Genomic DNA, 18,335 nt, shown 5'->3' with positions numbered 1-18,335 from the left:
CTACACTGTGCGGCGATACCAACCCTGAACCGGAGACACTCCATGTCCGATCTGAACGCCACCTTCGAGGCCGCCGTGGCCAATTCCAAGAACCTCAGCGAGCGCCCCGACAACCCGACGCTGCTGAAGATCTATGCGTTGTACAAGCAGGCCACCGCCGGCGACAACGCCGAGAAGAAGCCGAGCTTCTCTGACATCGTGGGCCGCGCCAAGTGGGACGCCTGGGAAAAGCTCAAGGGAACGTCCGGCGACGCGGCCAAGCAGCAGTACATCGACTTGATCGAATCCCTGCGCGGCTGAGCGCTGTGGGCCCGCCAGCGTGCGGGCCAACCGTCCCCCAGGCCGCGAAGCCGCAGCAGGCACGCGGGGGCGGGCAACGCGGCGTCAGCCTCCGCCGTGGGCCACCCGGGGCGGCTGTGGCGCCAGCGCCTGCAGCGCGGCGGTGCGCTCGGCCTGCGGCGCCTGGGCCAGCGCCCGCACGGCTGCATGAAAGCGCCGCCAGTCGCGCCCCTCGCGCTCGAACAGCGCCATGAACGCGGGCACCCCTTCGTCATAAGCCGCCTGCGCGGCGAAGCTGGCGTTGTTGGCATCGCGCACCCAACGGTCCAGCGTCGCCAGCTGTGCCTCGGGGACGTGTGCGGCCAGCCAGCGCGCGCGCAGCGTTGCATAGGCCGCGCGGAAGTCCTGCATTGCTTCTTTTTTAATAGCTGATAGCGCTTGATGGTCGGGCGCTACAGCCCCATTTGATGCATAAATCTCGGCCAGCCGCTGGCGCGTTGCCTGGGTCAGCGCGCGCCATTGCGCGCGGCGCTCCTCGCTGGCCGCGAACTGGGCGCGGGTGGCCGGGGTGGCGTGCTGCTGCAGCCAGCGCTGCACGCCCAGCCGCTCCACTGCCGTGGCGTAGGATTCGTTGAAGGCGGTATCGCCCTCGGCATACGCCACCTGGTGCGCCAATTCGTGCAGCAGCAGCCGCACGAAGTCGCCCTCGGGCCAGCCGATGAAGGTGGACAGCAGCGGGTCGCCCCCCATCCAGTTGCTGTAGCCCAGCGTGGAATACGCGGGTACGCCGTACACGCTGACCTCCAGTCCGGTGGCCGCCAGGCGCGCGGCCTCGGCCCGTGCGCCGGGCTCGTCGAAGTAGCCGCGGTAGCCGATGCAGCCGGTGATCGGAAAGCACCAGCGGTGCAGCGTGAGCGAATAGGGGCCCGCCGCCACCACGTTCCACACGGCAGCCGTGCGGTCCAGGCGCGCATAGCGGCGGTAGCTGGCGTTGTCGGGCAGGGCCAGCTCGTCCACCGCGAACGCCCGGGCGCGCTGGGCCAGCTGCAGCCGCTCGCGCAGCGGCGCGGAGGTGTCGGGGTGGGTGATCCACTCCTGCACCGGGCGCGCGGCGTTCATGATCTCCAGGTGCCCGCGCAGGGACTGCCAGTAGTAGCCCAACGTGCCGCCCGACTGGGCGCAGCCGCCCAGCAGCAGCGCGGCTGCCAGCAGCGGCCACGGGCGCCGGGGCGATGGGGTGGATGTGCTCATGGTGGCGGAGGCGGGTGCGGCCAAGCATAGCAAGACGTTCTTGCGCCATGCGACCCAACCCCCACAATGCCCCCATGCTCGAAACCACCGAACCCCCCTCCCCAGACGAAGCCAGTGGCCTGTTCACCGACGAGGGCGGCCATGCGCGCTGCTTCTGGTGCCGCGCCAGCCCGCTGTACCGGCACTACCACGACCACGAATGGGGCTTCCCGGTGACAGACGAGCGCCGCCTGTTCGAGAAGCTCTGCCTGGAGGGGTTCCAGGCCGGCTTGTCGTGGATCACCATCCTGAACAAGCGCGAGGCCTTCCGCGCGGCGCTGGCGCAGTTCGAGGCCGAGCCGCTGGCGGACTTCGGCGCCGCCGAGGTGGACCAGCTGATGGGCAACGCCGGTATCGTGCGCCACCGCGGCAAGATCGAGTCGGCCATCAACAATGCGCGCCGCGTGCTGGAGCTGCGCCGCGAGTTCGGGTCGCTGGCGCACTATGTGTGGCGCTATGCGCCCCTGGCCGCGCAGCAGCGGCCCGAGCGCATGACGCTGCCTGCGGTGCGTGCGATGACCACCTCGGCGGCGTCGGTGGCGCTGTCCAAGGATATGAAGAAGCGTGGGTTCAGCTTCGTGGGTCCGACCACCATGTATGCCTTCATGCAGGCCATGGGGCTGGTCAACGACCACCTGGAGGGCTGCGGCGCACGCGCTGCGGCAGAGGCCGCGCGCGCCGCGTTCACACCCCCCGCTGCGGGCTGATGCGCGCCCCAAAGCCGGCTTAAGGCCTGCTCACGCTATTCGCACTGGCGAAAATAGTGTGAACAGGCCCTAGACCACCGCGTCGGACCGGACCACGATGTGGTCGAACCCCAGATGGTGCAGGCACTCGCGCAGGATGAGCAGCGTGGCCGCGAAGGCGTTGTCCTGCGCAAGGGTGTCCTGCGTGGCGGGGCGCCCCAGGCTGAGGGCGGCCAGGCGGTTGAAGGTGTGCTCCACCGCTTCCAGCGGCAGGTGCAACTCCGGCTGCGCCGGCAGGCCCGCAGCCAGCGCGATCTGGCGTATGCCGCCGTCGGCTGTGTAGAGCGTGGAGCCGGGCGCCAGCAGGGCGCGCACCGGCATCACCGCATCTTCCACCAGCATGATCGCGTGCTCCATCTCGGCCTCCGTGGGCGGCTGGTGGGCAAAGCAGGTGGCGGCCGTCACCCGCGCGCCGATGTCCAGCGTGCGCAGCAGCGCGGGCGCGTCTGCGGCGCCGCTCAGCAGCCGCGTGTGCGCGCCACCGATGTGCAGCGTGGTGAGGGCGTCGGCCATGCCCTCGGCGCGCAGGGCCTGGTACAGCGCGGCGGCATCTTCGGGAGACAGTGGCGCGGGCGTCTGGGGCATGGGGCCTTCCGGTAGCGGGAATGCGGCGATGGTGCGGCACGGGCGGCGTGCAGTGCCGCCCATGAAAAAGCCCTCCGAAGAGGGCTTGCAGGCTAAGCCGGGCAAAAAGGGGCGATCAGCCGCCCTGGTTGGCGCGCTTGCCGGGGTTTTTCTTGCTGCGCGTGGCCACGCCGCGCTCCAGGCTCACGCGCTGGCCGCGGCCGTGCGTGGTCACTGCCATGCCGGGCATGGGGGTGGGACGGGGTGTGCGCTTACGGTCGGCTTCGGTGACGATTTTGTTGCCCATGATGGCTCCTGAAATGAAAACGGTGAAAACTCCCTATTAGGCCATAGCCGCGAGCGCCCTTCCAAGGCCGAGGGGTGTGCCAGCCGTGATACCAAATATGCTATTAATAAATGAGCTGGTGGCGCATGTCTGGCGGGACATCCACCGCAATTTTGCCGCGCCATTGCCGGTGGCGGTGCGCGCGGCACCTGTCAGACAGCACCTTGCCGGCATGTCGGCCAGCGCCCATTGACGGGCCTGCCCGCGCCCTTCAAGAATGGCAGTTGTCATGGAGACCGAGGGACATGTCATGAAGCATCTGCTCCACTCCCTGGAGGCCAGCCTGGCGCTTTCCCCTGTAGGGGTGGCTGTCGAACTGCCCGACGGCGCGCGCCTGGGTGACGCCAATGCCGACCTGCGGTTGCGTTTTCGCGACCGCATGGCCGTGGTGGCCCTGGCCATGGGCGAGATTGGCAACGTGGGCGCGGCCATCGTCGAAGGCCGCGTAGCGTTGGAAGGCAGCATGCGCCAGTTGATGACGGCGGCCGCGGCGCTGCTCAAGCAGAACCCCACGCACGAGGGACCGGCGACTGGGTGGCAGCGCGTGTTGCTGCGTGCGCGTTCGATGGCGGCGCACACCCTGTCCCATGACGCACGCAATATCCAGTTCCACTACGACCTGTCCGACGACTTCTACGCCCTGTGGCTGGACCCGCGGCGCGTCTATTCCTGCGCCTATTACCGCACGCCTGACATGAGCTTGGCCCAGGCACAGGAGGCCAAGCTGGACCACATCTGCCGCAAGCTCCTGCTGCGTCCCGGCGACCGCTTTCTGGACATTGGCGCCGGCTGGGGCGGGCTGCTGCTGTGGGCCGCGCAGGAGTATGGTGTGGACGCCACGGGCATCACGCTGTCGCGCAACCAGCATGCGCATGTGCAGCGGCTCATCGCGGAGCGCGGCCTGCAGGGTCGTGTGCGCATGCAGTTGCTGGACTACCGCGAACTGCAGGTGGAGCAGCCGTTCGACAAGATTGCCTCGGTCGGCATGTTCGAACATGTGGGCCGTTCGCAGATGGAGCGGTACTTCGCCACCGTGCACCGTCTGCTGCGCCCGGGCGGCCTGCTGCTCAACCACGGCATCACGTCGGGCGGGCTGGACAACCCCCGGCTGGGCGCCGGCTTGGGCGATTTCATCGAGCGCTACATCTTCCCCGGCGGCGAACTACTGCATGTGAGCGCGGTGCTGCACGACATGGCCCGGGCCGGGCTGGAGATGGTGGACACGGAGAACCTGCGCCCCCACTACGCCCGCACGCTGTGGGCCTGGTCGGATGCGCTGGAGGCCCGTCAGGACGAGGCGCGCAGCGTGCTGGTCGCGCAGCACGGCAAGGAACGCGGCGAGAAGGCGCTGCGCGCCTACCGGCTGTACCTGGCGGGCTGCGCCCTGGCCTTCGAGCGCGGCTGGACCGCGCTGCACCAGATGCTGGCCGTGCGGCCCACGGGCCACGTGGAAGATGGCGTGCTCAAGGGTGCGCAGTCCGACTATCCTTTCAGCCGCGCCTACATGTACGAAGGCCCTGCGGCCACCCACTGATCCTTTGTCCTGGAACTTCGATGCTTTTCAAATTCAAATCCCGCGCCACCGCCGACGTCATCATGCTGGAGCCCAATGGCAAACAGCTGCTGGAGATCATCGGCAAGTCGCCGAATGAGCCGCACGGCATCATCACCGCCGCGCAGATTCCTGCCGCCATCCGCGCGTTGGAAGAGGCGGTAGCGGTTGAAGAGGCCGCTGCAGCGGCCACCGCCCCGGACGAGGACGATCAGACCGAGGAAGAGGCCCCTCGCGGCGACGGCGTGCGCCTGCGCCAGCGCGCGGCGCCCTTCATCGACATGCTGCGCCGCAGCGCCGCCGAGGATTGCGACGTGGTCTGGTGACGCGCAGCGCGCCCTGGCGGGCGCGCGCATCCGCTCTTCAATCCACCTTCGCGCCCGACGCCTTCACCACCTGCGCCCACTTGCGGTGCTCGCGGTCGATCAGGCTGGCAAATTCGGCGCTGGTATTGCCGCCGGGAATCGCTCCCTGGGACAGCAGTCGCTCCTTGACGGCAGGGGTGGCCAGCGCCTTGGCCACCTCCTGCTGGACGCGCTGGACGATGTCGGCCGGCGTGCCCGCGGGCGCCAGCAGTCCGAACCATGAACTGGCTTCGAAGCCCTTGAGCGCGGGGCCGCCGGCCTCTTCCACCGTGGGGACGTCGGGCAGGGCGGTGGAGCGTTTCGCGCTGGTGACCGCCAGCGCCTTGAGCTTGCCGCCCTTGATATGGGCCATGGAGGAGGGCAGGTTGTCGAACATCACGTCCATGTTGCCGCCCACCATGTCCAGCAGCGCGGGCGCAGACCCGCGGTAGGGCATGTGCAGCATGTAGGTGCCGGTCATGCTCTTGAACAGCTCGCCGGCCAGGTGGATCGAGGTGCCGTTGCCGCTGGACGCCATGTTGAGCTTGCCCGGGTTGGCTTGGGCATAGCGGATGAAGTCCTGCACGTTGTTGATGCCCAGGCTGCGCGCCTTCTCGGTGTTCATGACCATCACGTTGGGCACCGACGCGACAAGCGTGACGGGCGCGAAGTCCTTGATCGGGTCGTAGGGCAACTGCTTGTACAGCGCGCGGTTGATGCCATGCGTGCCCACGGTGCCCATCAGCAGCGTGTATCCGTCAGGGGCGGACCTGGCCACCAGTTCGGCACCGATGTTGCCTCCCGCGCCGCCGCGGTTGTCCACGATGAACTGCTGGCCAAAGGCCTTGCCCAGCTCGGGCGCAATGGCGCGCGCCAGGATGTCGGTGGTACCCCCGGCGGCGAACGGCACCACGATGCGGACCGGCTTGGCCGGCCATGGGCTGGCTTGGGCATACGCGGCGCCCGTGGCGCCCAGGCCCAATGCAAGAAGCGCCGCGATGGCGTGCAGGGCCTGGCGGCGCGGTGGGGTGCGGCGTGGGGTGGATGTGTGCGGCATGCGGTCTTTCCAAAAAGCGTGAAAGAAGGCTTCGGTTGTAGGCGCCGCAGCCGCGCAGGGGCAGCAGGATTACCCGCAGTTCCCATGAAAAAACGCCCGGTGCGCGGGCACCGGGCGTTGGCAGGAAAGGCGGGCAGACGGACGCGCCCGCCGCGCTGGCGCAGATCAGTCGGCGTAAGTGCCGGCTGCCTTGATCACCATGCCCCACTTTTCGATTTCAGACTGCACGAACTTCTTGTGTTCGGCCGGCAGCACGCGCTTGTCGGCCACCACCACGGCGCCCAGGCCTTCCTGCTTCTTGATGAAGTCAGGATCCTTCACGGCCACTTGCAGCGCTTCGTTGATGCGCGTCAGCACGGCGGCGGGCGTGCCCTTGGGGGCATACAGGCCATGCCAGACGGAGACGTTGAAGTCTTTCAGGCCGCTTTCCTGCAGCGTCGGCAAGTCCTTGAGCGACGGCATCGTCAGGCGCTGGTTGGTGGTCACGGCAAAGGCCTTGACCTTCTTGCCCTCGATCTGCGTCGTGGTGTTGGTGGTCTGGTCGCACATCAGGTCGATCTGGCCGCCAATCAGGTCGGTGATGGCGGGCGCCGCGCCCTTGTAGGCCACGGGCGTCATGTGCGACTGCAGCGCGTGCTGGAACATCAGGCCGCACAGATGGCCGGCCGAGCCCAGGCCGGAGTGGCCCAGGTTCACCTTTTCCTTGTTCTGCGCAATCCAGGTGGCCAATTCCTTGTAGTTCTTGGCCTCCAGCGTCGGGCGCGAGATGATGGTCATGGGCACGTCGTTGACGATGCCCAGGAACTCGAAGTCGTTCAACACGTTGAACGACAGCTTGCGGTACAGCGTGGGGATGGTGGCCATGCCGATGTGGTTCAGCAGCAGGGTGTAGCCGTCCGGCTGTGCACGGGCCACCTTGGCTGCGCCAATGGTGCTGCCTGCACCGGCGGCGTTTTCGACGACGACCGTGGCACCGCCCAGGGGCTTGCGCAGGGCCTCTGCCAGGTCACGGGCCACGCGGTCGGTGGGGCCGCCGGCCGAGAAGGGCACGACGATGGTGATGTTCTTGTCCTTGACCGGATAGGCCTGGGCGGATGCGCCGAATGCAGCCAGGATGGCGGCCGCTCCCACGGCGATCTTGAATGTCGTTCTCATGATGCTCCTTGGAAAAGAGGCGCAATCATAGAGAGAAACGGCGTGCCGGACATCAAGGAAACCCCCGAGGCCGCACCGCCTGACAAATGGGCGACGTTTGACCCCAGGGGGTTGACGCGGCTGCGGGCGGCTTGTGTGCCGCGCACGACGCCGTGGCGACGCACGGCGCCGGCCGGCCGCCCCGCGGGGCATCAGCGGTAGCTGCGCGCGTCTTCGATGACCTTGCCGTCGTTGGGCAGGCTGCCGGGAGGCACCATCTGCACGTCGCCGCGCAGCTTGGTCACTTCGCGCAGCGCTTCGGCCAGTTGCTGGGCCATGCCTGCGGCGGTTTCCGTGGTCTCCACCTGCAGCACCATCTGGTCGTTGGCCATCTCGCCGCTGACCACCAGCCGCGCGCGCTGCACCTGGGGGAAGCGCTTGACCACGCTGGCAATCTGGCCGGGGTGCACGAACATGCCGCGCACTTTGGTGGTCTGGTCCGCGCGGCCCATCCAGCCCTTGATGCGGGTGTTGGTGCGGCCCGTGGGGCACTGGCCCGGCAGTACGGCCGACAGGTCGCCGGTGCCGAAGCGGATCAGCGGGTAGTCGGGGTTCAGCGTGGTGATGACCAGCTCGCCCACTTCGCCCTCGGGCACCGGGTCGCCGGTGCCCGGGCGCACGATCTCGACGATCACGCCCTCGTCCAGCACCAGGCCTTCGCGCGCGCTGGTCTCATAGGCGATCAGGCCCAGGTCTGCCGTGGCGTAGCACTGGTAGCCCGTCACGCCGCGCGCGGCCAGCCAGTCGCGCAGCGAGGGCGGGAAGGCCTCGCCCGAGACCAGCGCCTTGGTCACGCTGGGCAGCGCCACGCCGTGTTCGTGGGCCTTGTCGAGGATGATCTTCAGGAAGCTGGGCGTGCCGATGTAGCCGGCCGGGCGCAGCTCGGCCATGGCCTGCACCTGCTGCTCGGTCTGCCCCGTGCCGCCCGGAAAGACCGTGCAGCCCAGTGCGTGGGCGCCAGTCTCCATCATCGAGCCGGCAGGCACGAAGTGGTAGCTGAAGCTGTTGTGGATCAGCTCGCCGGGGCGAAACCCCGCGGCATACATGGCGCGTGCCATGCGCCAGTAGTCCGGCCGCGCGCCCTCGGGTTCATAGATGGTGCCGGGGCTGGCGAACACGCGGGGCATGTGGCGCCCGAATGCCAGGGCGCTGAAGCCGCCGAACGCATTCTGGCCGCGCTGTGCCTGCTGGCGCTCCAGCAGTTCGTACTTGCGCGTGACGGGCAGGCGGGCCAGCGCGGCGCGGTGGGTGATGGTGGTGGCGTCCACGCCCGCCAGGATGTCGGCGAAGGCGGGGCTGGCCTGCTGGGCGTGGGCGATCTGCCGGGGCAGGGCCGCCATGAGGGCGGCTTCGCGCTCGGCGGGGGCGCGGGTTTCCAGGGCGTCGTAGAACATGCTCATGCCTGGGTCTCCTGTCGTTGGGAGAGGTTTAGGGCAAAATCGGCCTCCAGCGCTTGTCTGTCAAGCGCTAGCAGCTATTAATTTGAGAGTAATTAGGCCAGCCAGCGCTTGCGGCGCTTGTAGCTCTTGACGTCCTTGAAGCTCTTGCGTTCGCCACCGCCGACGCCCAGGTAGAACTCTTTCACGTCTTCGTTGCTGGCCAGGTCCTGCGCGGCGCCGTCCATGACGATGCGGCCGCTTTCCATGATGTAGCCGTAGTCGGCGTACTTCAGCGCCATGTTGGTGTTCTGCTCGGCCAGCAGGAAGGTGGTGCCTTCCTTGGCATTGAGGTCCTTCACGATGTTGAACACCTCTTCCACGATCTGCGGCGCCAGGCCCATCGAGGGCTCGTCCAGCAGCACGATGGAGGGGTTGCACATGATGGCCCGGCCGATGGCGCACATCTGCTGCTCGCCACCCGAGGTGTAGGCCGCCTGGCTGGTGCGCCGCGTCTTCAGGCGCGGGAAGTAGTTGTAGACCTTCTCCAGGTTGGCCGCGATCTCGGCCTTGTCGGTGCGGGTGTAGGCGCCGGTGAGCAGGTTTTCCTCGATGGTCAGGTGGGCGAAGCAGTGGCGCCCCTCCATGACCTGCACCACGCCGCGCTTGACCAGGTCGGCGGGCGAGAGGTTCTGGATCTGCTCGCCGCGCAGCTCGATGCTGCCCTTGGTGACCTCGCCGCGCTCGCCCTTGAGCAGGTTGGAGATCGCGCGCAGCGTGGTCGTCTTGCCCGCGCCGTTGCCGCCCAGCAGGGCGACGATGCCCTTCTCGGGCAGTTGCAGCGACACGCCCTTGAGCACCAGGATCACATGGTTGTAGATGACCTCGATGCCATTGACGCTGAGAACGATGTTTCTGGACTCCATAGCCTTGCCCTTGTAGTGGTGCCAATCGGCAGGGCTGTCGCCACAGCCCTCTCGATTGGCGGCTGCCCTGCGCAGCCGCTTGAACCTGGCGCAACCCGCGCCAGCAGGCGCCGTGGAACGGGTCTTGCCCGACCACCGGCGCCACCCCCCTTCCCGAGCAGAAGGGCGATGGCGCGCAGCGCCTCAGGGGACGTCCTTAGGACTGGCAGTCGCCCGCTTCGCGGCGGGACATCTTCTTGTCGGCGAGGTACTTGTCCGCGCCGGCCTTGACCATGGGCTTGATGACCTGCTCATCGGCCTGGTACCAGTCGGACGAGAACTTCCACTGCTTGCCGTCCCAGGTGTGCACGCGGGCCCAGGTGGAACCCATGTGGTCCGCGCAGCTGGTGGACAGCGGGCGCATCAGGTCGGTGAAGCCCAGCGCGTCCAGTTTCTTCTGGTCCAGCGCCAGGTTTTCCATGCCCCAACGCACCTGCTCGCCGGTCATGACCTTGCCCTTGCCGAAGCGCTCCTGCGCGCGGCGCACGGCCTCCACGCCCAGCATCTGGATGATCACGCCGCGCGTGTACAGCACCGAGCCCACTTCGTCCTTGGGGCCCGTGCCCTGGTTGGCGCCGTGCACGTGCTTGAGGATGTCCTGCATGACCTTGGACTGCGTGCCATGGCCGTTGAGCGCCAGTGCGTGGTAGCCCTTGGCGCCATCGCCCACGTCGCGCACGTCCGGCTCGGCACCGGCCCACCACACGCCGTACATCTTGTCGCGCGGGTAGCCGGTGGCCTGGGCTTCCTTCAGGGCGGTGGAGTTCATCACGCCCCAGCCCCACAGCAGCACGTAGTCGGGGCGGCTCTGGCGCACCTGCAGCCAGGTGGCCTTCTGCTCCACGCCGGGCGCGGTCACGGGCAGCATCTGCAGCTCGAAGCCGTGCATCTTGGAGCGCTCCTGCAGCAGCGGGATCGGCTCCTTGCCGAACGGGCTGTCGTGGTAGACCAGCGCGATCTTCTTGCCCTTGAGCTTGTCCAGGCCGCCGGCGTTCTTGCCGATGTGCTGGATCAGGATGTCGGCACCGGTCCAGTAGCTGCCCATGTAGGGGAAGTTCCACTTGAACGCCATGCCGTCCTGCGCGACCGACAGGCCGTAGCCCAGCGTCATCAGCGGGATCTTGTCCACGGGCGCCTTCTCGGTCAGCGCGAAGGTGATGCCGGTGGCCTGCGGGTCGAACAGGGACACGCCCGGGCGGCTCTTGAGGCGCTCGTAGCACTCCACGCCGCGGTCGGTGGCGTAGCCCGTCTCGCATTCCTCGAACGTGAGCTTCACGCCGTTGACGCCGCCGTCGCGCGCGTTGATCATCTTGATGTAGTCCTGCTTGCCGTTGGCCCATGGCACGCCGTTGGGTGCGTAGGGGCCCGTGCGGTACGACAGCAGGGGGAAGAACTGTTCCTTGGCCTGGGCGGCGGCGGCGCCTGCAAAGCCGGCCAGGGTGCAGGCCACCGTGGCGGCCGCAGCGAGTCGGGTGAATTTCATGGTCTTGTCTCCTTGTGGTTGGATGGAACGTCGCCTGAATTGCGCCGGTCGGCGCGGAACACACCTTGCAATGGCATCAATGGGGGAAGGGCCACACGCGCATCTTCTGCTTGCCGATGGACCACAGCTTGGCCAGGCCGTGGGGCTCCACGATGAGGAACCACACGATCAGCGCGCCGAAGATCATCAGTTCCGCATGCGACACGGCGGCGGTGGAGATGTCCACGCCGAACAGGCCGGCCACCGCGGGCAGGAACTGGTTCAGGAAGATGGGCAGCACCACGATGAAGGCCGCGCCGAAGAACGCGCCCATGATGGAGCCCATGCCGCCGATGATGACCATGAACAGCAGGCGGAACGACATCTCGACCGAGAACGCCGCCGGCTCCCACGAACCCAGGTGCACGAAGGCCCACAGCGCGCCCGCCATGCCGACGATGAAGGAGCTGACAGCGAAGGCGCTGAGCTTGGCGTACATCGGGCGGATGCCGATCACCGCGGCGGCCACGTCCATGTCGCGGATGGCCATCCATTCGCGGCCGATGGCGCCGCGCACCAGGTTCTTGGCCAGCAGGGCCACGACCACCAGGAGCGTCAGGCAGAACAGGTACTTGGCCATGGCGCTGTCCAGCGGCATGCCGAAGACCTGCAGGTTGCTGACCGAGACCGAGCCGGAGTCGGAATTGTTGGTGAACCATTTGATGCGCAGGAACATCCAGTCGCTGAAGAACTGCGCCGCCAGCGTGGCCACGGCCAGGTATAGCCCTTTCACGCGCAGGCTGGGTAGCCCGAACAGGATGCCGAAGAACGTGGCGCACAGCCCGCCCAGGATGAGGGCCGCGACCAGCGGCATCCCGGGGAAGCGCACGAAGAAGTTGAAGGCCCCGTAGGCGCCCACCGCCATGAAGGCGCCCGAGCCCAGCGAGATCTGCCCGCAGTAGCCCACGAGGATGTTCACGCCCAGCGCGGCCATGGACATGATGACCAGCGGGATCAGGATGGCGCGGTAGAAGTAGTCCGACGCCATCGCGGGCACCGCCACGAAGGCCACAGCCAACAGCAGCAGGATGGCGATGCGGTCCTGGGTGATGGGAAAGATCTGCTGGTCGGCCTTGTAGGTGGTCTTGAACTGGCCGTTTTCGCGGTAGAACATTATTTACTCCAAATCTTTCAACCAAGGGCGATGATCTTTTGGCTGCGGGCACTGTGTGCCCTCGCCGGAAGACCATCCTTCGCCTGCGGCGAAGAACCCTGCGGGTTGATTGCGTATGTCATACGCGATCGATGATCTTCTCGCCGAACAAACCTTGGGGCCGGAACAGCAGGAACACGAGGGCCAGCACGTAGGCAAACCAGATCTCGATGCCGCCGCCCACGAAGGGGCCCAGGTACACCTCGGAGAGCTTCTCGCCCACGCCGATGATCAGCCCGCCGATGATGGCGCCCGGCACCGAGGTCAGGCCGCCCAGGATCACCACCGGCAGCGCGCGCAGCGCCACCGTGGTCAGCGAGAACTGCACGCCCAGCTTGGAGCCCCAGATCATCCCGGCCACCAGTGCCACGACACCGGCGACACACCACACGATGACCCAGATGTGGTTGAGCGGGATGCCGATGGACTGCGCCGCCTGGTGGTCGTCGGCCACGGCGCGCAATGCGCGGCCGGTCTTGGTCTTTTGAAAGAAGATGCTCAGCACCACCACCAGGGCGGCGGCAATGCCTGCGGCAATCACGTCTTCCTTGTTCACGAGCACGCCGCCCTCGAACACGGTGTCCAGCAGGAACACCGGGTCCTTGGGCATGCCGATGTCGATCTTGTAGATGTCGCTGCCGAAGAAGGTCTGGCCCAGGCCTTCCAGGAAGTAGGTGATGCCCAGCGTGGCCATGAGCAGCGTGGCGCCTTCCTGGTTCACGAGGTGGCGCAGCACCAGGCGCTCGATGAACCAGGCCACTGCGAACATGCACAGGCCCGCGATCAGGAAGGCGGCCAGATTGGCCACGATGGGGTTGCTGATGCCGGTCCACTCCGGGATCCACTCGGCAAAGCGCGCCATGGCCAGGGCCGCGAACAGCACCATGGCACCCTGCGCGAAGTTGAAGACGCCCGAGGCCTTGAAGATCAGCACGAAGCCGAGTGCCACCAGCGCGTAGAGCATGCCGGCCATCAGGCCGCCGATCAGGGTTTCGAGAAAGAATGCCATTTGCTTGCCCTCAGTGGCTGGTGCCCAGGTAGGCTCGAATCACGTCTTCGTTGTTGCGCACTTCGTCCGGCGCGCCGTCGCCGATCTTTTTGCCGTAGTCCAGCACCACGACGCGGTCGCTGATGTCCATCACCACGCCCATGTCGTGTTCGATGAGGACGATGGTGGTGCCGAACTCGTCGTTCACATCCAGGATGAAGCGGCACATGTCCTGCTTCTCCTCCACGTTCATGCCGGCCATGGGTTCATCGAGCAGCAGCACCTGGGGTTCCATGGCGAGGGCCCGGCCCAAGTCCACGCGCTTTTGCAGGCCGTAGGGCAGCTGGCCGACGGGGGTCTTGCGGTGCGCCTGGATCTCCAGGAAGTCGATGATGTGTTCGACCTTCTCGCGGTGGGCGATCTCCTCGCGCTCGGCCGGTCCGATGCGCAGTGCCTGCAGGAGCAGGTTGCTTTTGATCTTGAGGTTGCGCCCGGTCATGATGTTGTCGATCACGCTCATGCCCTTGAACAACGCCAGGTTCTGGAAGGTGCGCGCGATGCCCATCTCGGCGACCTGGCGGCTGTTCATGTGGCCGAAGGTCTGGCCGCGGAAGGTGATGGAGCCCTCGGACGGCGTGTACACCCCGTTGATGCAGTTGAGCATGGAGCTCTTGCCCGCGCCGTTGGGGCCGATGATCGAGCGGATCTCGTGCTCGCGCACGTTGAATGAGATGTCGGTGAGCGCCTTGACGCCGCCGAACCGCAGGCTGATGTTCTTGACGTCGAGGATGACGTCGCCAATCTTCTTGCTGGTCATGTGTCTGCTGCCTCGTTGCGTGTCAGGCGGCCGCCCGGGTGGCGGGGAAGGTCTTGGCGTCGGTGATCTTCAGCGTGGCGCTCACGCTGCCCTTGCGCCCGTCCTCGAACTTCACCTGCGTTTCGATGAACTGCTCGGCCTTGCCCGTGTACAGCGCATCCACCAGCACGCCGTACTTCTCGGCGATGAAATTGCGGCGCACCTTGCGTGTGCGGGTCAGTTCGTCGTCGTCGGGGTCCAGCTCCTTGTGCAGCACCAGGAAGCGCGCGACCTGCGTGTCGGCCATGCCGGCTTCGGCGGCCAGGTCGGCGTTCACCTGCGAGATGCAGTCGGCGATCAGCTCGATCACCTTGGGCTTGGAGGCCAGGTCCACATAGCCGCCGTAAGGGATGCCCTGGCGCTCGGCCCAGTTGCCCACGGCCTCGTAGTCGATGTTGATGAAGGCACAGACCTGATCGCGCTGGTTGCCGAAGCAGACGGCTTCCTTGATGTGCGGGAAGAACTTGAGCTTGTTTTCGATGTAGTTGGGCGCGAACATGGCGCCGCTGGCCGTCTTGCCCACGTCTTTGGCGCGGTCGATGATGCGCAGCTGGCCGTTGGCGTCGATCACGCCGGCATCGCCGGTGTGGAAGTAGCCTTCGGCGTCGATCACCTCGGCGGTGGCGTCGGGCCGCTTGTAGTACTCCTTGAGCACCGACACGCCCTTGACCAGCACCTCGCCGTTGTCGGCGATCTTCAGCTCGATGCCGGGGGCCGCCTGGCCCACGGTGTTCAGGTCCACCTGGCCATCGCGCTGCAGGCAGACGTAGGCGCAGGTTTCCGTCTGACCGTAGAGCTGCTTGAGGTTGATGCCGATGGAGCGGAAGAAGCGGAACAGGTCGGGCCCGATGGCCGCGCCTGCCGTGTAGGCCACGCGGATGCGCGACAGGCCCATCACGTTGCGCAGCGGTCCGTAGATGGCGAGATCGGCCAGGCGGTACTTGAGGCGGTCAATTGCGCCCACGGGCTTGCCGTCCAGGAGGTCGGAGCCCACGCGGCGCGCCAGCTGCATGCATTTCTCGAACAGCCAGCGCTTGGGCGCAGCGGCGTCTTCCATGCGGATGGAGACCGACGTCAGCATGCCTTCGAACACGCGCGGCGGGGCGAAGTAGTAGGTGGGGCCGATCTCGCGCAGGTCGATGGAGACGGTGCTGGCCGACTCGGGGCAGTTGATGGTGAAGCCGGCCACCATCCACTGCGCGAGCGAGAACAGGTGGTCCCCCACCCACGCCGGGGGCAGGTAGGAAATCACGTTGTCCTGCGGGCCCAGGCGGTCCACCTCCACCGCGCCTTGCGCAGAGGCGATGAAGCTGGCATGCGTCTGGCACACGCCCTTGGGCTTGCCCGTGGTGCCCGAGGTGTAGAGGATCACCGACACGTCCTGCGGGTCGATCTGCTCCACCAGTGCATCCCATGCGCCGGGGTGGGCCTTGTCCCACTCGGCGCCGCGCGCCACCAACTGCGCGGTGCTGATGAGGCCCGGCTGGTCGTAGTGGCGCAGGCCGCGCGGGTCGTCGTAGATGATGTGCTGGATACCGGATACCGATTCGCGCACTTCCAGCAGCTTGTCCACCTGTTCCTGGTTTTCGGCAAACGCGAAGGCAATCTCCGCGTCCTGGATGACGAAGGTCATCTCAGCGGCCACGGCGTCCTGGTACAGCGGAATCGGCACGCCCCCCACGCTTTGCACGGCCACGAAGCCCATGTACAGGTGTGGCCGGTTGTCGCTGATCAGCGCCAGGTTCTGGCCCTTGGCAAAGCCCAGCGACAGCAGCCCGCAGGCCATGTGGCGCACCTCGGCCGCGGCGTCCTTCCAGCTCCAAGTCTGCCAGATGCCATATTCTTTCTCGCGCAGTGCTGCAGCGTCGGGGCGCTGGGCGGCGTGCTGCAGCAGTAGATGGGGGAATGTGGTCTTCATTCCGGTTCCTATCAGGGTCTGTGGAGGGCAGCGCACGGGAAACACGAAGTCCGCTGCCGGTTTGCAACCAATGGTAGGAACGACTTTGACGTTATCTTGTCTTTGCGATGACAATTCAAGGGTTAGTCCTCAGGGGTCTAACCCTGACCGCCCTCGACAGGTGGTGATCGCGGGGAGCTGAGGGGTTCATGGGCGCGACAGGCGAGGGCGCTATGCTCGCCGCCATGTACGCCCCGTTCTTCGGACTCGAACACCCGCCTTTTTCCATCGCGCCCGACCCGCGCTACCTCTTCATGAGCGAGCGCCATCGCGAAGCCCTGGCCCACCTGCTGTACGGCCTGGATGCGGGCGGCGGCTTCGTGCTGCTCACGGGCGAGATCGGCACCGGCAAGACCACGGTGTGCCGCTGCTTCCTGGAACAGATTCCGCCGCAGTGCAACGTTGCTTACATCTTCAATCCGAAGCTCACGGTGCCTGAGCTGCTGCGCTCCATCTGCGACGAATTCGGCGTGGCGCACCGCCCCGCCATACCGGGGGCGGAGACCGTGAAGGACTGCCTGGACCCGCTCAACGACTTCTTGCTGCAGCAGCACGCGGCGGGGCGCAACAACGTGCTCATCATCGACGAGGCGCAGAACCTCGCACCCGATGTGCTGGAACAACTGCGCCTGCTCACCAACCTCGAGACCAGCGAGCGCAAGCTGCTGCAGATCATCCTCATCGGCCAGCCCGAGCTGCGTGCGATGGTGGCGGCGCCGGAGCTGGAGCAGCTCGCGCAGCGCGTGATCGCGCGCTACCACCTGGACGCCTTGAGCGCCGACGAAACACGCCAGTACATCGCCCACCGCCTGGCCGTGGCCGGGTTGCAAGGGCCGCTGCCTTTTCAGCAGCGGGCGCTGGCGCGCGTGCACGCGCTCACGGGTGGCGTGCCGCGGCGCATCAACCTGCTGTGCGACCGTGCACTGCTGGGTGCTTACGGCGCGGGTGTGCGCGAGGTGACCGATGCCATGGTGCGCCGCGCCGCGCGCGAGGTGTTCGATGCGCCCGCCACGGCGCGCCCGGGCACGGCGGGGCGCTGGCTGGCCGCTGGAACCGGTGGGCTGGTGGGCGCGGCGGCGCTGGGCGGGCTGGCCTGGGCCCTGGGCTGGTGGCCGCTCGCAGATGGTGGCGCCGGCTCCACACAGGCGCAGGCACAGACACAGAGGTCGGCCATCGCCGCGTCGGCTGCGGCCGTGCCCGCGTCATCCCCCGCCTCGGCTGCTTCTGCACCCGACGCGCCGGCCCTCCCGCCGACGTTGGCGCAGTTCCTGGCCATCCAGCCCGTGGCGCAGGCGCCGGCGGCATGGCAGGCGCTGGCCCGGCAGTGGCAGGCGAGCGTGCCCGACGGCGCCACGGACCCCTGCGCCGCGCTGGCGCCCGAAGGCCTGCGCTGCTACCGCAGCCGCCGCGCCAGCCTGAACCTGCTGCGCCAGCTCGACCGGCCCGTGCTGCTGATGCTGCGGCCCGCCGAGGGCGATGCGCAGGGCGAGGCCCTGGCGCCTGAGGTGGCGGTCTTGCTGCGCCGGCTGGATGACGGCACCGCCACGCTGGAAGGCGTTCAGGGCCAGACGCTGCAGGTGCGCGTGACGGAGCTTGCGCCGCTGTGGCGCGGCGAGGTTGCCACGCTGTGGAAGGCCCCTGCCGAGCTGGCCGATTCGGGCGACGTCACAGCCACTGTCGCGGGCGCCGCCTGGCTGGACCAGCAACTGGCGGCCGCCGGCGCGGGCACCGCCGCAGCCCGTACCGCAACGCCCGCCGCGCGCCGCGCGCGCATCCACCAATTTCAGCTGGGCCAGGGCCTCACGCCCGATGGCCGCGCTGGTCCCTTGACCCTGATGTTGCTCAACCGCGCCGCAGGCGTGCCGGAGCCGCGTTTGCTCAGCGGAGCCTGAACCCATGTCCTACATTCTTGATGCGCTGCGGCGCGCCCAGGCCGAGCGCGGCCGTGGCAGCGTGCCCGGCCTGCATACCCCCACGTCGCCCGTGGCGGTGCCCACCGTGCAGCGCGCCGCACCGGCGCGGGGGCTGCCCTGGATGGTGCTTGCAGCGCTGGCGGGCGTAGGGGCGGCAGCCGGCGCCTGGTGGCTGGTGCGTGCGCCCAGTGCGACGGTGGCCGCGGTGGTGCCTGCGCCTGCACCCGCCATAC

At 67.4% G+C, this 18,335-nt stretch carries 17 protein-coding genes and 1 pseudogene; 6 read left to right on the top strand and 12 right to left on the bottom strand.

Features of this window, described 5'->3' with window-relative positions:
• The first annotated feature begins 42 nt into the window (after positions 1-42).
• Positions 43-300 carry an acyl-CoA-binding protein gene (locus tag OX89_RS08165; RefSeq protein WP_011803915.1) on the top strand — a complete coding sequence of 86 codons (258 nt, stop codon included), beginning with the start codon at positions 43-45 and terminating at the stop codon, positions 298-300.
• An 84-nt stretch (positions 301-384) separates the two neighbouring features.
• Here the strand turns inward: OX89_RS08165 and OX89_RS08160 are convergent, their stop codons facing one another.
• Entirely contained in the window at positions 385-1,530 is a 1,146-nt protein-coding gene (locus OX89_RS08160; protein WP_047350291.1) for an aminopeptidase, read from the bottom strand.
• A gap of 74 nt (positions 1,531-1,604) precedes the next feature.
• On the opposite strand from OX89_RS08160, the gene OX89_RS08155 reads away from it, so the two are divergent.
• Positions 1,605-2,276, top strand: coding sequence for a DNA-3-methyladenine glycosylase I (locus OX89_RS08155; RefSeq protein ID WP_047350250.1), 672 nt, complete (start codon positions 1,605-1,607; stop codon positions 2,274-2,276).
• Between the two features lie 69 nt (positions 2,277-2,345).
• On the opposite strand, the gene OX89_RS08150 is transcribed toward OX89_RS08155, so the two are convergent.
• Positions 2,346-2,900 (bottom strand): hypothetical protein, encoded by a 555-nt coding sequence (locus OX89_RS08150; protein WP_234305532.1) that lies wholly within the window; start codon positions 2,898-2,900, stop codon positions 2,346-2,348.
• A 115-nt stretch (positions 2,901-3,015) separates the two neighbouring features.
• Positions 3,016-3,186, bottom strand: a complete 171-nt coding sequence (locus OX89_RS18825; RefSeq protein WP_011803919.1) for a hypothetical protein — start codon at positions 3,184-3,186, stop codon at positions 3,016-3,018.
• A 289-nt stretch (positions 3,187-3,475) separates the two neighbouring features.
• On the opposite strand from OX89_RS18825, the gene OX89_RS08145 reads away from it, so the two are divergent.
• A complete protein-coding gene (locus tag OX89_RS08145) occupies positions 3,476-4,759 on the top strand; it encodes a class I SAM-dependent methyltransferase (protein WP_011803920.1) in 1,284 nt (427 codons plus the stop codon).
• A gap of 20 nt (positions 4,760-4,779) precedes the next feature.
• Positions 4,780-5,103 carry a DUF1840 domain-containing protein gene (locus tag OX89_RS08140; protein ID WP_011803921.1) on the top strand — a complete coding sequence of 108 codons (324 nt, stop codon included), beginning with the start codon at positions 4,780-4,782 and terminating at the stop codon, positions 5,101-5,103.
• A 37-nt stretch (positions 5,104-5,140) separates the two neighbouring features.
• Here OX89_RS08140 and OX89_RS08135 read toward each other — a convergent pair whose 3' ends face one another.
• From OX89_RS08135 to OX89_RS08095, 9 genes are all read right to left on the bottom strand, one after another.
• Positions 5,141-6,178: a tripartite tricarboxylate transporter substrate binding protein gene (locus OX89_RS08135; RefSeq protein ID WP_047350248.1), complete on the bottom strand. Its 1,038-nt coding sequence runs from the start codon at positions 6,176-6,178 to the stop codon at positions 5,141-5,143.
• 165 nt (positions 6,179-6,343) lie between these two features.
• Positions 6,344-7,333 carry a tripartite tricarboxylate transporter substrate-binding protein gene (locus tag OX89_RS08130; protein ID WP_011803923.1) on the bottom strand — a complete coding sequence of 330 codons (990 nt, stop codon included), beginning with the start codon at positions 7,331-7,333 and terminating at the stop codon, positions 6,344-6,346.
• Between the two features lie 191 nt (positions 7,334-7,524).
• Entirely contained in the window at positions 7,525-8,772 is a 1,248-nt protein-coding gene (locus OX89_RS08125; protein ID WP_047350247.1) for a phenylacetate--CoA ligase family protein, read from the bottom strand.
• A 92-nt stretch (positions 8,773-8,864) separates the two neighbouring features.
• Positions 8,865-9,674 (bottom strand): ABC transporter ATP-binding protein, encoded by an 810-nt coding sequence (locus OX89_RS08120; protein WP_047350246.1) that lies wholly within the window; start codon positions 9,672-9,674, stop codon positions 8,865-8,867.
• A 196-nt stretch (positions 9,675-9,870) separates the two neighbouring features.
• Positions 9,871-11,196: an ABC transporter substrate-binding protein gene (locus OX89_RS08115; protein WP_047350245.1), complete on the bottom strand. Its 1,326-nt coding sequence runs from the start codon at positions 11,194-11,196 to the stop codon at positions 9,871-9,873.
• A gap of 76 nt (positions 11,197-11,272) precedes the next feature.
• Entirely contained in the window at positions 11,273-12,349 is a 1,077-nt protein-coding gene (locus tag OX89_RS08110) for a branched-chain amino acid ABC transporter permease (protein ID WP_047350244.1), read from the bottom strand.
• Positions 12,350-12,467: 118 nt separating this feature from the next.
• Complete coding sequence (locus OX89_RS08105; RefSeq protein ID WP_012655498.1) at positions 12,468-13,397, bottom strand: branched-chain amino acid ABC transporter permease; 930 nt, start codon at positions 13,395-13,397, stop codon at positions 12,468-12,470.
• 10 nt (positions 13,398-13,407) lie between these two features.
• Positions 13,408-14,193, bottom strand: coding sequence for an ABC transporter ATP-binding protein (locus OX89_RS08100; RefSeq protein ID WP_011803929.1), 786 nt, complete (start codon positions 14,191-14,193; stop codon positions 13,408-13,410).
• 22 nt (positions 14,194-14,215) lie between these two features.
• On the bottom strand, positions 14,216-16,150 hold the full coding sequence (locus OX89_RS08095; RefSeq protein ID WP_041835859.1) for a long-chain fatty acid--CoA ligase: 1,935 nt from the start codon (positions 16,148-16,150) through the stop codon (positions 14,216-14,218).
• 224 nt (positions 16,151-16,374) lie between these two features.
• Here OX89_RS08095 and OX89_RS08090 point away from each other — a divergent pair, with 224 nt between their 5' ends.
• Positions 16,375-18,081 (top strand): ExeA family protein, encoded by a 1,707-nt coding sequence (locus OX89_RS08090; RefSeq protein ID WP_047350243.1) that lies wholly within the window; start codon positions 16,375-16,377, stop codon positions 18,079-18,081.
• Positions 18,082-18,085: 4 nt separating this feature from the next.
• Positions 18,086-18,335, top strand: a pseudogene (locus tag OX89_RS08085) (hypothetical protein); the annotation flags it as partial.

The sequence above is a fragment of the Diaphorobacter sp. J5-51 genome (assembly GCF_001023515.1).
Lineage (GTDB): Bacteria > Pseudomonadota > Gammaproteobacteria > Burkholderiales > Burkholderiaceae_C > Diaphorobacter > Diaphorobacter nitroreducens.
The sequence above is the reverse complement of the archived record's forward strand: the minus strand, read 5'-3'. Positions and strand labels throughout refer to the sequence as shown.

Excerpts from the sequence above, each read along its gene's own strand:
- OX89_RS08165 (WP_011803915.1), top strand. The coding sequence starts at position 43 with ATGTCCGATCTGAACGCCACCTTCGAGGCCGCCGTGGCCAATTCCAAG.
- OX89_RS08110 (WP_047350244.1), bottom strand. The coding sequence starts at position 12,349 with ATGTTCTACCGCGAAAACGGCCAGTTCAAGACCACCTACAAGGCCGAC.
- OX89_RS08155 (WP_047350250.1), top strand. The coding sequence starts at position 1,605 with ATGCTCGAAACCACCGAACCCCCCTCCCCAGACGAAGCCAGTGGCCTG.
- OX89_RS08160 (WP_047350291.1), bottom strand. The coding sequence starts at position 1,530 with ATGAGCACATCCACCCCATCGCCCCGGCGCCCGTGGCCGCTGCTGGCA.
- OX89_RS08135 (WP_047350248.1), bottom strand. The coding sequence starts at position 6,178 with ATGCCGCACACATCCACCCCACGCCGCACCCCACCGCGCCGCCAGGCC.
- OX89_RS08090 (WP_047350243.1), top strand. The coding sequence starts at position 16,375 with ATGTACGCCCCGTTCTTCGGACTCGAACACCCGCCTTTTTCCATCGCG.
- OX89_RS08150 (WP_234305532.1), bottom strand. The coding sequence starts at position 2,900 with ATGCCCCAGACGCCCGCGCCACTGTCTCCCGAAGATGCCGCCGCGCTG.
- OX89_RS08140 (WP_011803921.1), top strand. The coding sequence starts at position 4,780 with ATGCTTTTCAAATTCAAATCCCGCGCCACCGCCGACGTCATCATGCTG.
- OX89_RS08100 (WP_011803929.1), bottom strand. The coding sequence starts at position 14,193 with ATGACCAGCAAGAAGATTGGCGACGTCATCCTCGACGTCAAGAACATC.
- OX89_RS08120 (WP_047350246.1), bottom strand. The coding sequence starts at position 9,674 with ATGGAGTCCAGAAACATCGTTCTCAGCGTCAATGGCATCGAGGTCATC.
- OX89_RS08130 (WP_011803923.1), bottom strand. The coding sequence starts at position 7,333 with ATGAGAACGACATTCAAGATCGCCGTGGGAGCGGCCGCCATCCTGGCT.
- OX89_RS08125 (WP_047350247.1), bottom strand. The coding sequence starts at position 8,772 with ATGAGCATGTTCTACGACGCCCTGGAAACCCGCGCCCCCGCCGAGCGC.
- OX89_RS08105 (WP_012655498.1), bottom strand. The coding sequence starts at position 13,397 with ATGGCATTCTTTCTCGAAACCCTGATCGGCGGCCTGATGGCCGGCATG.
- OX89_RS08145 (WP_011803920.1), top strand. The coding sequence starts at position 3,476 with ATGAAGCATCTGCTCCACTCCCTGGAGGCCAGCCTGGCGCTTTCCCCT.
- OX89_RS18825 (WP_011803919.1), bottom strand. The coding sequence starts at position 3,186 with ATGGGCAACAAAATCGTCACCGAAGCCGACCGTAAGCGCACACCCCGT.
- OX89_RS08115 (WP_047350245.1), bottom strand. The coding sequence starts at position 11,196 with ATGAAATTCACCCGACTCGCTGCGGCCGCCACGGTGGCCTGCACCCTG.
- OX89_RS08095 (WP_041835859.1), bottom strand. The coding sequence starts at position 16,150 with ATGAAGACCACATTCCCCCATCTACTGCTGCAGCACGCCGCCCAGCGC.